17 protein-coding genes are annotated in these 12,991 nt (G+C 57.9%); 6 read left to right on the forward strand and 11 right to left on the reverse strand.

Annotated elements, in window-relative coordinates; genetic code table 11:
- Positions 1-10 precede the first annotated feature (10 nt).
- Genes rpsR through rpsF form a run of 3 tightly spaced genes read right to left on the reverse strand, consistent with a single transcriptional unit; the run spans position 11 to position 958 of the window.
- A complete protein-coding gene (rpsR, locus tag ACR809_RS23070) occupies positions 11-238 on the reverse strand; it encodes a 30S ribosomal protein S18 (protein WP_000135199.1) in 228 nt (75 codons plus the stop codon).
- A 4-nt stretch (positions 239-242) separates the two neighbouring features.
- Positions 243-557, reverse strand: coding sequence for a primosomal replication protein N (gene priB / locus ACR809_RS23075; protein WP_002885722.1), 315 nt, complete (start codon positions 555-557; stop codon positions 243-245).
- 5 nt (positions 558-562) lie between these two features.
- Entirely contained in the window at positions 563-958 is a 396-nt protein-coding gene (rpsF, locus tag ACR809_RS23080; protein WP_002885691.1) for a 30S ribosomal protein S6, read from the reverse strand.
- Between the two features lie 340 nt (positions 959-1,298).
- On the opposite strand from rpsF, the gene ACR809_RS23085 reads away from it, so the two are divergent.
- Together ACR809_RS23085 and ACR809_RS23090 are read left to right on the forward strand one after the other, a co-directional pair.
- Positions 1,299-1,574: a DUF1471 domain-containing protein gene (locus tag ACR809_RS23085; RefSeq protein WP_002885689.1), complete on the forward strand. Its 276-nt coding sequence runs from the start codon at positions 1,299-1,301 to the stop codon at positions 1,572-1,574.
- A 149-nt stretch (positions 1,575-1,723) separates the two neighbouring features.
- On the forward strand, positions 1,724-2,917 hold the full coding sequence (locus ACR809_RS23090) for an MFS transporter (RefSeq protein ID WP_004177693.1): 1,194 nt from the start codon (positions 1,724-1,726) through the stop codon (positions 2,915-2,917).
- A 63-nt stretch (positions 2,918-2,980) separates the two neighbouring features.
- Here the strand turns inward: ACR809_RS23090 and ACR809_RS23095 are convergent, their stop codons facing one another.
- The 6 genes from ACR809_RS23095 to ulaA are packed head-to-tail and all read right to left on the reverse strand — an operon-like array spanning position 2,981 to position 7,390.
- Entirely contained in the window at positions 2,981-3,667 is a 687-nt protein-coding gene (locus ACR809_RS23095; RefSeq protein ID WP_002885687.1) for an L-ribulose-5-phosphate 4-epimerase, read from the reverse strand.
- Complete coding sequence (locus tag ACR809_RS23100) at positions 3,667-4,521, reverse strand: L-ribulose-5-phosphate 3-epimerase (RefSeq protein ID WP_004210671.1); 855 nt, start codon at positions 4,519-4,521, stop codon at positions 3,667-3,669. Before ACR809_RS23100 ends, ACR809_RS23095 begins: the two co-directional genes overlap by 1 nt.
- Positions 4,522-4,530: 9 nt before the next feature.
- Entirely contained in the window at positions 4,531-5,181 is a 651-nt protein-coding gene (ulaD, locus tag ACR809_RS23105; protein WP_002885684.1) for a 3-keto-L-gulonate-6-phosphate decarboxylase UlaD, read from the reverse strand.
- A gap of 13 nt (positions 5,182-5,194) precedes the next feature.
- The gene (gene ulaC / locus ACR809_RS23110) at positions 5,195-5,662 is read right to left on the reverse strand and encodes a PTS ascorbate transporter subunit IIA (RefSeq protein ID WP_002885683.1); all 468 of its coding nucleotides are present in this window, start codon (positions 5,660-5,662) and stop codon (positions 5,195-5,197) included.
- Positions 5,663-5,671: 9 nt separating this feature from the next.
- Positions 5,672-5,977: a PTS ascorbate transporter subunit IIB gene (ulaB, locus tag ACR809_RS23115; protein WP_002885682.1), complete on the reverse strand. Its 306-nt coding sequence runs from the start codon at positions 5,975-5,977 to the stop codon at positions 5,672-5,674.
- Between the two features lie 12 nt (positions 5,978-5,989).
- Positions 5,990-7,390 carry a PTS ascorbate transporter subunit IIC gene (ulaA, locus tag ACR809_RS23120; RefSeq protein WP_004186644.1) on the reverse strand — a complete coding sequence of 467 codons (1,401 nt, stop codon included), beginning with the start codon at positions 7,388-7,390 and terminating at the stop codon, positions 5,990-5,992.
- A gap of 362 nt (positions 7,391-7,752) precedes the next feature.
- Here ulaA and ulaG point away from each other — a divergent pair, with 362 nt between their 5' ends.
- Both ulaG and ulaR read left to right on the forward strand, forming a co-directional pair.
- Positions 7,753-8,817, forward strand: coding sequence for an L-ascorbate 6-phosphate lactonase (gene ulaG / locus ACR809_RS23125; protein ID WP_004194176.1), 1,065 nt, complete (start codon positions 7,753-7,755; stop codon positions 8,815-8,817).
- 107 nt (positions 8,818-8,924) lie between these two features.
- Complete coding sequence (ulaR, locus tag ACR809_RS23130; RefSeq protein ID WP_004177697.1) at positions 8,925-9,680, forward strand: HTH-type transcriptional regulator UlaR; 756 nt, start codon at positions 8,925-8,927, stop codon at positions 9,678-9,680.
- Here the strand turns inward: ulaR and yjfP are convergent.
- The gene (gene yjfP, locus ACR809_RS23135; RefSeq protein WP_004178343.1) at positions 9,677-10,393 is read right to left on the reverse strand and encodes an esterase; all 717 of its coding nucleotides are present in this window, start codon (positions 10,391-10,393) and stop codon (positions 9,677-9,679) included. The genes ulaR and yjfP overlap by 4 nt on opposite strands.
- A 209-nt stretch (positions 10,394-10,602) precedes the next feature.
- Here yjfP and bsmA point away from each other — a divergent pair, with 209 nt between their 5' ends.
- Positions 10,603-10,911, forward strand: coding sequence for a biofilm peroxide resistance protein BsmA (bsmA, locus tag ACR809_RS23140; RefSeq protein ID WP_002885674.1), 309 nt, complete (start codon positions 10,603-10,605; stop codon positions 10,909-10,911).
- Positions 10,912-11,048: 137 nt separating this feature from the next.
- Complete coding sequence (gene yjfN / locus ACR809_RS23145; protein ID WP_002885673.1) at positions 11,049-11,324, forward strand: DUF1471 family protease activator YjfN; 276 nt, start codon at positions 11,049-11,051, stop codon at positions 11,322-11,324.
- On the opposite strand, the gene ACR809_RS23150 is transcribed toward yjfN, so the two are convergent.
- Positions 11,315-12,952, reverse strand: a complete 1,638-nt coding sequence (locus ACR809_RS23150) for an isovaleryl-CoA dehydrogenase (RefSeq protein ID WP_004177700.1) — start codon at positions 12,950-12,952, stop codon at positions 11,315-11,317. The genes yjfN and ACR809_RS23150 overlap by 10 nt on opposite strands.
- Positions 12,953-12,991: the final 39 nt, after the last annotated feature.

Consider the following 12,991-nt stretch of genomic DNA (forward strand, 5'->3'; position numbering starts at 1 on the left):
CCGTGACCGATTACTGATGACGATCAGTGTACGGCAGCAGGGACAGGTAGCGAGCGCGTTTGATAGCGCGAGCCAGCTGACGCTGGTATTTTGCACGGGTACCGGTGATACGGCTCGGGACAATCTTACCGCTTTCGGTGATGTAGTTTTTCAGCGTAGCGATATCTTTATAGTCGATCTCTTGAACGCCTTCCGCGGTGAAACGGCAGAACTTGCGACGACGGAAATAACGTGCCATATGGCTAGTCTCCAGAATCTATCAATTCAATCTGCTCGGCATGCAGAACCATTTTGCTCAAGCCGTTCTTTGCCTTATGGCAAGAGATGAACCCTCGAACGGTTACTGCGCTACCGACCGTTATACTGTGAGTAATGGCCTGGTTTTCGTGACCGCTAATAATAACGGGCATTTGACACCATGCCTGCCGGTGAAAACCGGCTTCCTCCTGCACTGAACGATGCTCAAGCACGAACTGGCAGTGAGGAATTCCTGACGGGCTGACCTTACGAAGTGGAGTCCTGCAAATAATGCCGGACAGCTCCAGACGGTTGGTCATCAGGATTACTCTTCAGAATCCCCAGCTTCAGAATCATCTGCGGTTTCGTTGGCGAAATCTTCGCGACGCTCACGGCGCTCGTCTTTCGCTTTAACCATCGGAGATGCTTCGGTAACAGCGTGCTTAGTACGCATTACCATGCTGCGGATAACGGCGTCGTTGAAGCGGAAGTTAGTTTCCAGCTCATCGATCGCTTCCTGCGGCGCTTCAACGTTCATCAGAACGTAGTGAGCTTTGTGCAGTTTGTTGATCGGATAAGCCAGCTGACGGCGGCCCCAGTCTTCCAGACGGTGGATCGTACCTGCTGCTGCAGTAATTGCACCAGTGTAACGTTCGATCATGCCCGGAACCTGTTCGCTCTGGTCAGGATGGACCATAAAAACGATTTCGTAATGACGCATCGAATTGCTCCTTACGGATTATTCAGCCTCCTGTCTGGGTCAGCCGCGGCCCATGGAGGCAAGGAACGTGTTAAAGGGCGGCTGAAAAATTGACGCGTCATTCTAATGGCGGCCCCTCAGGAACACAAGCGCATTTGCACAAATAATTCGCACTAAGCGCCAAGCTGGGCTAAGTGGGTGATTTAAAATCAACCAATAAAGGAAGCGGCATTTTTTTGAACAACTGCATCAGAAAAGGTCGCCATGCGATGAACCCGCAGCGATTACACTTATATCAAAGCCCAACGACCACAGGAGAGCCCCGAGTCAGCGTCAGGACTGTCAGTCAGGAGCGTAGTATATGAAACTGAAAATCATCGCCATGATGGCTGCGCTTTTCTTCAGCGCCAACGCGCTGGCAGCTATCCAAATCACCGAACGTCAGGCCCGCAACATGGACGACGTGCAGAGCCTCGGCGTTATCTATATCAATCACAATATGGCCACTGAGCACGAGGCCGAACAGGCCCTTAGCCAGATGAGCGATGCGCAGGGGGCGAAATACTTTCAGCCTATCCTGATGCACGAACCCGAAACCAACGGCCCGCTTCGCGCCAGCGCGGTGATATACCGCTAACGCCTGCCCGATTCTTCGCCTCTCCTCGCGAGGGGCGAAGCGAGGTCTGCGCCCAAACGCAATTGAGAATTATTTTACAAACCGACTTACCAGCGTCATCGCAACCTGATTTAATCAGCCACTCGCCATTTGATAATCAGGAGTGATTGATGGTTCCGCGTTTCGCCACCTTAGGCCGTATCCCCAAAGGCGTTTGGGTACTCGGCGGCGTCAGCCTGCTGATGGATGTCTCCTCCGAGATGATCCACAGCCTCTTACCGCTGTTTATGGCCACTACCCTCGGCGCCAGCGTGATAATTATCGGTCTTATCGAGGGACTGGCGGAAGCCACCGCCCTGATCCTGAAGGTCTTCTCCGGCGCAATCAGCGACTATGTCGGCAAGCGTAAAGGACTGGCGCTGCTGGGCTACGGCCTGGGCGCGCTCAGTAAGCCGCTGTTTGCCATCGCCCCTACCGCCGGGGTGGTGTTTAGCGCCCGCATGATTGACCGCGTAGGCAAAGGTATTCGCGGCGCGCCGCGCGATGCGCTGGTCGCCGACGTCACCCCACCGGAGATCCGCGGCGCCGCCTACGGACTACGCCAGGCGCTGGATACCGTCGGCGCCTTTCTCGGCCCGCTGCTGGCGGTGCTGCTGATGTTTATCTGGGCCAACGATTTTCACGCTATTTTCTGGGTGGCGGTCATTCCCGCCGTGCTCTCCATTCTCCTGCTCGGATTCGGCCTACAGGAGCCAAAATCCGCCATCGCGCACAAACGCAGCAATCCGCTGAAGCGCGAAAACCTGAAAAAGCTCTCCGCCGCCTACTGGTGGGTGGTCGCGATCGGCAGCATTTTCACCCTCGCCCGCTTCAGCGAAGCCTTTCTGGTGCTGCGCGCCCAGCAGATGGAGATCCCGCTCTATACCATCCCGCTGGTGATGGTGGCGATGAACCTGGTCTACAGCCTCACGGCTTACCCGTTCGGTAAACTCTCAGACAGCATGAGCCACAGCAAACTGCTGCAGTGGGGGCTGCTGGTGCTGATCCTCGCCGATATCGTGCTGGCGCTCAGCGGCCACTGGAGCACGCTGCTGATCGGCGTCGCGCTGTGGGGGATTCATATGGGAATGACCCAGGGCCTGCTGGCGGCGATGGTCGCCCATACGGCGCCACCGGAGCTACGCGGCACGGCGTTCGGTATGTTTAATCTGATGAGTGGCCTGGCTCTGCTGCTGGCCAGCACTGGCGCGGGGGTACTGTGGGAAACCTTCGGCGCCGCCTCGACGTTTTACGCCGGGGCGATAATTTGCGTGGTCACGCTCATCGGCATGCGCGTGATGCCGTCGGCCTATCGTCAGGATTAAAAACGGCTCCGGGGCCAGACCAGTTGCTTCACCGTGAGGGGTGAAAGCCCCGGAGCGCGCTATCTACTTTTGCCCATAGTAGGCGTTTGGCCCATGCTTACGCTGAAAATGCTTATTCATCAGCCAGCTATCGATGGGCTGCAACTGCGGATTAATGCCGCGGGCAATCCACGCCATGCGCGCCACCTCTTCCATCACCACCGCGTTGTGTACCGCCTCGTGGGCGTCTTTGCCCCAGGCAAATGGCCCGTGCTGATAGACGACGATCCCCGGCGTATGCAGCGGATTGGCCTCACCCAGCGTTTCGATAATCACCTGCCCGGTGTTCAGCTCGTAGGCCTCGTCCACCTCCTGTGCGCTAAGCGCCCGGGTGCAGGGAATATCGCCGAAGAAGTAGTCCGCATGGGTGGTGCCGAGCGCCGGGATCGCCAGCCCCGCCTGCGCCCAGGCGGTGGCGTGCGTCGAATGGGTATGCACCACCCCGCCAAGGTCGGGATAACGGCGATAGAGCGCCAGATGGGTGGCGGTATCAGAGGAGGGACGCCAGCGCCCTTCCACCACGTGCCCCTGCAGATCAACCACCGACATGTCATCGACGGTCATTGACTCGTAGGCGATGCCGCTGGGCTTAATCACCACCAGCCCACGCTGCCGATCAATGGCGCTAACGTTACCCCAGGTAAAGGTCACCAGGCCGTAGCGCGGCAGATCCATATTGGCCTCGAACACCTGCTGTTTCAGCTGTTGCATTATGCCGCCTCCATCAGACCCGCGCGGGCCATCCGCGCCTTCACCCAGTCACGCGCCTTCGCCACCTCCGCCAGCGGGTCAGCGCTGGTTTCGCTCCACATCTCAATCAGGTACGGTCCGCAGTAGCCGGTCTGCTTGAGCGTTTCGAAGCAGCGTTCAAAATCGACCACCCCTTCGCCGAACGGCACGTTTTTAAAGACGCCGGGCTTCGTGTCTTTGACGTGTACCGCCACGATATGCCCGCTCCCCGCCTTCAGCTCCATCTGGACGTCGTTATCCCACGCCGACAGATTGCCGATATCCGGGTAAAGCTGGAACCACGGATTATTCAGGTAATGGGCATAGCCCAGCGCTTTACTGATCGAGTTCATCAGCGGGTAGTCCATGATCTCCATCGCCAGGGTTACCTGAGCTCGGCTGGCCATCTCGACGCTCTGTTTCAGGCCGTCACGAAAGCGGCGGCGCGTCTCATCGTTCGCCTGCTGGTAATAGACGTCGTAGCCTGCCAGCTGGATCACCCGAATCCCCACATCCTGCGCCAGCTGAATAGCTTTACGCATAATTTCCAGCCCCTGATGCCGCACCGCGTCGTCTTCACTACCCAGCGGAAAACGGCGATGGGCGCTAAGGCACATCGACGGCACCCGGACGCCGGTTTCAGCCACCGCCTTGACCAGCGCCAGACGCTGCTCCGGGCTCCAGTCCAGCCGCGCAAGGCGGGCGTCCGTTTCATCGAGAGACATCTCAACGAAATCAAAGCCCAGCGCTTTTGCAAGCTTTAGCCGCTCCAGCCAGCACTCCCCGGCGGGGAGCGCTTTTTCATAGATGCCGAGCGGAATGGATTTCGCCAACATAGTCGCTCCTTAACCCCACAGCTGGGCGATAGAGCGTTTAAACTGGCGCGCCGCTTCCACCGGCGAGGCAGCATCGCGGATGCTGCGTCCGGCAATAAAGACGTGAACAGGGATCCCGGCAAACAGCGGCAGGTCTTCCAGCGCCAGCCCGCCGGTGACGGTCACTTTGAAGCCCATATCAGACAGACGCTTAATCGCGCTGATATCCGCCTCACTCCACGCCACGCCTGCCGCCTGCGCGTCGCGGCTGCGGTGATAGACCACCTGCTGAATACCCGCCTCGCGCCACGCCTGCGCCTGCTCCCAGGTCCAGAAGCCGGTCAGCTCAATTTGCACATCGCCGTTGAACTCTTTGGCGACATCCAGCGCCCCTTTGGCGGTGTTGATATCGGCGCAGCAGATCACCGTGACCCAGTCGGCGTTGGCTTCGAAGCACATCCGCGACAGGATCTTGCCGGCATCGGCAATTTTGGCGTCCGCCAGCACGATTTTATGCGGATACAGCGCTTTCAGATCGCGCACCGCGCGTACACCTTCACCGACGCAGAGGATAGTGCCGACTTCAATGATATCTACCTCTTCGGCGATCAGACGGGTTGTTTCATAAGCGCTGGCCAGCGTTTGGTTGTCCAGGGCGACCTGTAACATAGGTAATGACATGATAGTGTTCCTTTTAAACAGCCGCCGCGGTGGCGTTTTTGATTAAATCCAGCACTTCCTGCTCACTGCGGCAGGCGCGTAAACGGTCGAAATTGGCTTCGTCATCAAACAGGTTAACGATCTGCATGATGCCCACTTCCTGGTGGGTGGTGGCGTCAACCGCCGCCATGGTGATCAGGATGTCGACCGGGTCGTTATCTTCGTGGTTGAAAATCAGCGGTTTCTTTAGCGTGACCAGCGCAAAGCCGGTTTTTTTGACGCCCTCTTCCGGCCGCCCGTGCGGCATGGCTAATCCCGGAGCGATCACAAAATAGGGGCCGTGCTGCGCGACGCCGTCGAGGATTGCCTGGTAGTAGCGCGGTTCCACCACGTCGGCGGCCACCAGCAGATCGACGCCGATTTTCACCGCCTCCTGCCAGGTTTCCGCTTCCGCCTGCAGGCGAATGGAGTGATTCTGCGCCAGTGATTCATGGAGTTTCATGGCCGCTCCTTATTTCACGTCCTGCGGGAAATGAGCTTTAATCACCTCCAGCAGCTTTGGCCCGAAATCCGCGGGGGAAAGCATATTACGCACCCCCACCACGTGTTTATTGCCGGAGACGGTAATCTCCCCCGCGATATGGGTTGAAGCGATGATGATATCCGCGCCGTTTAGTTCGCTTTTGTATTCACCCACCGCGCAGCTGTTCACCGTGTGGTCGATATTGGATTGCGTCAGGAACTGATCCACTTTCATTTTCATGATCATGGAACTGCCTTGCCCGTTACCACATACAGCCAGAATACGTACGGTCATAATCAGAACTCCTTATTGGGCAGAGGCCTCTGCCAGTTGTTTTTCCGCGTCTTCTTCGGCGCGCAGCGAGCGGCCAGCGAAGAACATATAAGCGAGAGCAATCAGGATGATGACGGCCATAAACGCCAGCCCGATGGAGGCGAAGCCCTGCATCATCGGCGGCGCCAGAATCGACCAGTCCGCCATTCCCATCCAGGCGCTCATACCGGTGAGCTTCACCGCCCACACGCAGCCGAAAATTTCAACCATGCCCATCACCAGGCAGATTTTGAGCGCCGCGCGCCAGCCGCCGAAGTGGTTGGCAAAGACGCCAATCGTCGCGTTGGAGAAGAACATCGGGATAAAGCCCGGAATAATCAGAATTGAAGAGCCAATGCCAACCAGAATGCCGACGGCAATCAGCTGGCCGATGGTGCCCCACATAAAGCCCCACACCACCGCATTCGGCGCAAAGCTATAGATCGCGGCGCAGTCAATCGCCAGCACCGCGCCGGGGATCAGGCGTTGCGAGATACCGTTGAAGGCTTCGGACAGTTCGGCGACGAACATCCGCACGCCCTGGGTAATGATGAAAATGGCCACCGCGAAGGAGAAACCGGTCTGCAGGATATAGACCGTCCAGTGGGTTTTCCCCGCCATCGCCTGCACGACGTCAATACCAAAGGAAAGCAGGATCGCGCCAAAGAAAATGGTCATGACAATCGCGGTGGAAACGATGTTGTCGTGGAAGATATTGAGCCAGCCTGGCAGCTTGAGATCTTCCACACTCTCCTCTTTTTTCCCCAGATACGGCGCCACTTTGTAGGCAATCCACGAGGCAAACTGCTGCTGGTGACCGATGGAGAAGCCGCAGCCGTCGGTGACCAGCTGAGTCGGCTTGAACATCATGTTGGAGGTGATACCCCAGTACAGGGAGACCAGCACGGCGGTACAGATGATGGTCGTCCACATTCCGTAACCAAAGATAAAGAACGAGACAGCGATCAGCCCCGCCTGCTGAAACATGATATGGCCAGTCAGCATGATGGTGCGGATGCCGGTTATCCGGCGCAGCAGGACGTAACAGATGTTGAGCGCCAGCGCCAGCAACACCGCGTAGCCCACCCAGCTATAGGCCTCGCCCATCCGGTCGATGGTCGCCATCATCGAGGCATAGGTGTCAGAGATCGCGCCGTTGATGCCGTACACCTCTGACATTTTCGCCACCACCGGTTTAAAAGTGCTGGTGAGGATGCCGGAGCCGGCCTGTAACAGCATGAAGCCGATAATGGTTTTGATCGTGCCTTTAATAATCACGCTGACGCTTTTGCGCAGCAGGATATAGCCCAGACAGGTGACGATACCCAGCAGCAGCGGGGCATTGGTCATCACCTGATTAAAGAAAACGGTAAAGATGTTGTAGAGGATTGCCATAACACACTCCCGATGGTGAAGGCGCTGAACGCGCCTTACGCTCAGCATTTCTCGCTGCCCACTCTAATAATCAAAAATAATCACAACAAGATTGAATTTGATTAAATGTGACGCGCGCCGCAATAATCCTCTGTTTCATTGTGACTATTGCCGAGCAGTAGCGCCGAAACATAATTAAACATTTTCAAATCATATAGATAAAATAAAGCACAACCTTTATGAATGCTGGAACCCCTGAGAGGTGATGCGCATCTCTTCGTAAAATTGATGGAAAACAAGATTGCAATCTTGAAAATCCAGTGACAACATAAATCAAAACCAATCAAAATTTGATTACTATTGAAAATACGAGGAAGAGCACGATGAGTAAAGTACAGACCATCACCCGTGAATCATGGATCCTGAACACCTTTCCGGAATGGGGCAGCTGGCTGAATGAAGAGATTGAGCAGGAGCAGGTTGCGCCCGGCACCTTCGCCATGTGGTGGCTCGGCTGTACCGGTATCTGGTTAAAATCCGAAGGCGGGGCTAACGTCTGCGTCGATTTCTGGTGCGGCACTGGCAAACAGAGCCACGGCAATCCGCTGATGAAAACCGGCCACCAGATGCAGCGGATGGCAGGCGTGAAAAAATTACAGCCTAACCTGCGCACCACGCCGTTCGTGCTGGATCCGTTCGCCATTCGCCAGATTGACGCGGTCCTCGCGACCCACGATCACAACGATCATATTGACGTCAACGTCGCCGCCGCCGTCATGCAGAACTGCCCGGCCGATGTGCCGTTTATCGGCCCGAAAACCTGCGTCGACCTGTGGATCGGTTGGGGCGTGCCGAAAGCGCGCTGTATCGTCATGAAACCTGGCGATGTCGTGAAGATCAAAGACATTGAGATCCATGCGCTCGATGCGTTCGATCGCACCGCGCTGATCACCCTCCCGGCGGACCAAAAAGCCGCTGGCGTACTGCCGGACGGCATGGACCAGCGCGCGGTCAACTACCTGTTTAAAACACCGGGCGGCAACCTGTACCACAGCGGCGATTCCCACTATTCCAACTACTACGCGAAGCATGGCAACGAGCATCGGATTGACGTCGCCCTCGGCTCGTATGGCGAGAACCCGCGCGGGATCACCGACAAAATGACCAGCGCCGATATCCTGCGCATGGCAGAGTCGCTCAACGCCAAAGTTGTGATCCCGTTCCACCATGATATCTGGTCAAACTTTCAGGCCGATCCGCAGGAGATCCGCGTTCTGTGGGAGATGAAAAAGGATCGTCTGAAGTACGGCTTCAAGCCGTTTATCTGGCAGGTCGGCGGCAAATTTACCTGGCCGCTGGATAAAGACAATTTCGAATATCACTACCCGCGCGGTTTCGACGATTGCTTCACCATTGAGCCGGATCTGCCTTTCAAATCCTTCCTGTAAGTCGCCGCCGGCAGGCCCTGCCTGCCGGAAATACCCCGCCGCAGGGTTAGTATTTTCACATGATTTCAAATATCATCTTTGCCGTTCACTTTTAATCGGATTCGCTCATGACGGAAGCGCAAAGGCACCAAATTCTGCTGGATCTGCTCGCCCAAACGGGGTTTGTTACCGTGGAGCAGGTGATGTCGCGGCTCGGGATCTCACCCGCTACCGCCCGACGTGATATCAACAAGCTGGATGAAAGCGGCAAACTGAAAAAGGTTCGTAATGGCGCGGAAGCCATTAGCGAACAGCGCCCCCGCTGGACGCCGATGAACATCCACCAGGCGCAAAATCTGGATGAAAAAGTGCGTATTGCACGCGCCGCTTCGCAACTGATCGCGCCGGGTGAGAGCATCGTCATTAACTGCGGCTCCACCGCCTTTCTGTTGGGTCGGGAACTGTGCGGCAAACCGGTGCAGATCATCACCAACTATCTGCCGCTGGCTAACTACCTGATCGACCAGGAGCATGACAGCGTGATTATCATGGGCGGCCAGTACAACCGCAGCCACGCCATCACCCTCAGCCCCCACGGTAGCGAGAACAGCCTCTATGCCGGACACTGGATGTTTACCAGCGGCAAAGGGCTCACCGCCGAAGGCCTCTACAAAACGGATATGTTGACCGCCATGGCCGAGCAAAAAATGCTTAACGTGGTCGGCAAACTGGCGGTGCTGGTCGACAGCAGCAAGATCGGCGAGCGCGCCGGGATGCTATTCAGCCAGGCCGGACAAATAGACGTGGTGATCACCGGCAAACAGGCCGATGCCGCGATCCTCAAACAGCTTGAGGATCAGGGCGTCAGCGTAATCCGCGTTTAAAGGTGCTGCTGAAAAAAGGCGACCGTGGTAGCCAGCGCCTCTGGCGTAATGCGATGGCGGACGCCTTTCTGCCAGACGCAGGTCAGCCTGGCGGCAAGATCCGCCTGCCGGAGCGCCTGCTCTAGTCGAAAGGTTTCTTCCGGCGGCACCACGTCATCGGCATCGCCATGCCAGAGCAGCAGCGGCCGCCGGGCAAGGGACGCCAGCTGATGGCTGACATCCCATTCGTTGAGGCTATCGACATCAAAATCAGGCGAGGGGAACAGGGTTTGCGACAGGGAACGAAAATAGCCCGACCCCATCAGACAGGCGACGCTGTTTAGCTCGGGGTGATGCGTCATGATGCCCAGCGCCGTCATTCCACCCATCGAAGCGCCCGCCACCGCCAGCCGCTCCCCTTCCAGCCATCCTTCAGCGATTATCGCCTCGCGCAGCGCAGGAAACTCCCTGAAATTCTGCTGCAGAATCGGCCAGAAGCGCTGCATCCGCCCGGCCTCATCGCCCTGATAGCGCGCCCCATGCTCCGGCGCGTCCGGCATGATCACCCGGAATCCGGCCTCGGCCAGCGCCACCGCAAAGTAGCTGTAGACCAGCTTCGACGAGGTAAAGCCATGATAAAAGACGATACAGGGCAAGGGCTTATCCAGACTCTCCTGCGGACAGGCATGTAAAATTTCACCACCGCCGAGGTTGCGCATTTCTAGTGCAATCATTTATCGTCTTCCTTCTCTATCGTGGTTAGGCGCCATGGGAAAATTCATTCACCAGGCAACCCAGTTTGCTACGATTCATAATGTTGAGAACCCGGTTACGCTTTCACAACATTTTCATTCGAAAATCGCGTCAGAGATAACAGTTCGGGAACATTCCCCGGCAATCCTGTTAAGGCTACCACTACACTATCACTATCAGGAAACGAGATATGGTTATGCGCAGGTTTTCACCGTGGTTACTGGCTATCGTCCTCAGCGGGTGTAGCGCCCTGCAGGGAACGCCGGAAGCCCCGCCGCCCGCCACCGACCATCCGCAGGAGATCCAGCGCTACCAGACTGCTGGCCTGCAGAAAATGGCCACGGTAAGCGTACTGATGTACGGTTCGCCGATGGATGTCGAAGCGGCGCTGAAGGCCAAAGCAGAAGCGGCCAAAGCCGATTACTACGTCATCATCATGATCGATGACACCATGGTACCCGGCCAGTGGTATTCGCAGGCGATCCTCTATCGTCGATAACGAGGCGGCGTCTTTAAATCTGCTTTACACAGCTTTGCGTCCATTCACGTTCTCCTGTGCATAATAACGTTCGGCCAGCCACCTGGCAGGACGTTAGCAACGGACTGCCCTTGGGACTACGTGAAATGGAGCTGACGATGAAACGATCTTTTACCCTATCCAGCCTGCTGTTAACCGCTGCGACGGCCAATACGTCCGCGCAGTCAGCCGAATTCGCCAGCGCGGATTGCGTCACTGGCCTGAATGAAATCGGTCTGATCTCCGTCACTAATCTTTCCGGTAGCCAACAGGATGTAGAGCACGCCATTGCCCGCAAAGCAGACGAGCAAGGCGCCTCCTGGTATCGCATTATTCAGATGTACGAGGAACAACAGCCGGACAGCTGGCGCGTGCAGGCCATTCTCTACGCCTGAGGCGCCTGGCGCCCGCGCCCCATAGCCCGCAGCAGCAGGTCGTCGAGGGTCGGCGCGTCAAGACGTATGCCGCCGCGGGTGTCGAGCATCATCCGGCACCAGGCTTCGGCCAGCGGCGGCGAAGCATGGCGCAGCATCTGCGCCCCCGCGCCAAGACGATAGACCAGCCGGGCAATCTCTCTCCCCTGCTCTTCGGCGGGTCGTTTCAGCAGTTGCTGCAGCTGACGCCATGCGCGGTCGAGATGGCGGTTCTGCCCTTTCACCTCCGCACACTCCGCGGCCAGCAGCTCCATCGCCGCCGGCTGCTTGCTCAGCACCCGCATCACATCGAGGCACATAATATTGCCGGAGCCTTCCCAGATGCTGTTGACCGGCATCTCACGGTAGAGGCGCGGGAGTTCGCTCTCCTCGCAATAGCCGATGCCGCCCAGCACTTCCATCGCCTCGGCGACAAACGGGATACCGGCCTTACAGATGGCAAACTTGGCCGCAGGCGTAAACAGGCGCGCCCAGGCGCTTTCCCGGGCATCATCCCGATGGTCCCAGGCCCGCGCCAGGCGAAACAGAAACGCGGTCTGCCCCTCCAGACGGAGCGCCATTTGCCCCAGCAGCTGGCGCATCATCGGCTGTTCGACCAGGTTTTTGCCAAACGCCTGACGCTGTAGCGCGTGATACAGCGCCACCGAGAAGGCGCGACGCATCAGGGCATGGCTGCCCAGCGCGCAGTCAAAGCGGGTCAGGCCGCCCATCCTGAGGATCTGCCGCACGCCGTCGCCTTCGTCGCCCACCAGCCAGCCGCAGGCCTCATAAAACTCCACTTCGCTACTGGCGTTGGAGCGGTTGCCGAGCTTCTCTTTTAAGCGTTCAAGACGCACGCCGTTACGCTGCCCGTCGGGCAGCAGACGCGGCACAAAGAAGCATGAGAGCCCCGCCGGAGCCTGAGCCAGCACCAGGTGAGCATCGCTCTGCGGCACCGAGAAGAACCACTTGTGTCCCACCAGTCGGTAAAACCCTTCCGCCGTTTTCTCCGCGCGAGTGGTATTGCTCAGCACATCAGACCCCCCTTGCTTCTCGGTCATCCCCATGCCGATCAGCAGGCCGCGCTTCTGGCCGCCAGGCGCAAGGTGCGGATCGTAACGGTCGCTCAGCAGCGGCGACAGCCAGTCGCGAAAGGGCGCGGGCAGGGCGTGCTGCAGCAGGGGCGTCGCGGCGAAGGTCATGGTAATCGGGCACAACGTCCCGGCCTCCACCTGGGCATGGAGCAGAAAGCGGGCGGCGCGGGCGACAAACGCGCCTTCGCGGGCATCCTCCTGCCAGGCGAGGTTATGTACCCGGTTCGCGCACAGCCCCTGCATCAGCAGGTGCCAGGCGGGATGAAAGCGCACGTCGTCCAGCCGGGCGCCGGTGGCGTCATAGCGCAGCAGCTCCGGCGGATTGCTGTTGGCCAGGCGTCCCAGCTCCAGCGATTCGGCTGTCCCCAGCTGCTGGCCAATGCTGGCGAGCAGATCGCCATCCCAGCCGGCGCCTTCGCGGACCACTGCTTCACGCAGAGCGGTATCGGACAGAAACAGATTGCTGTTATTCAGCGGGGTGGGTTGATTAAAAACGGTGTGCGTTTGCCAGTGCATCGTGTCTCCCTCCATCAATGGCGATAGCCATAAGTATGG

The sequence above is a fragment of the Klebsiella sp. CD33 genome, from assembly GCF_051992865.1.
Classification (GTDB): Bacteria; Pseudomonadota; Gammaproteobacteria; order Enterobacterales; family Enterobacteriaceae; genus Klebsiella; species Klebsiella pneumoniae.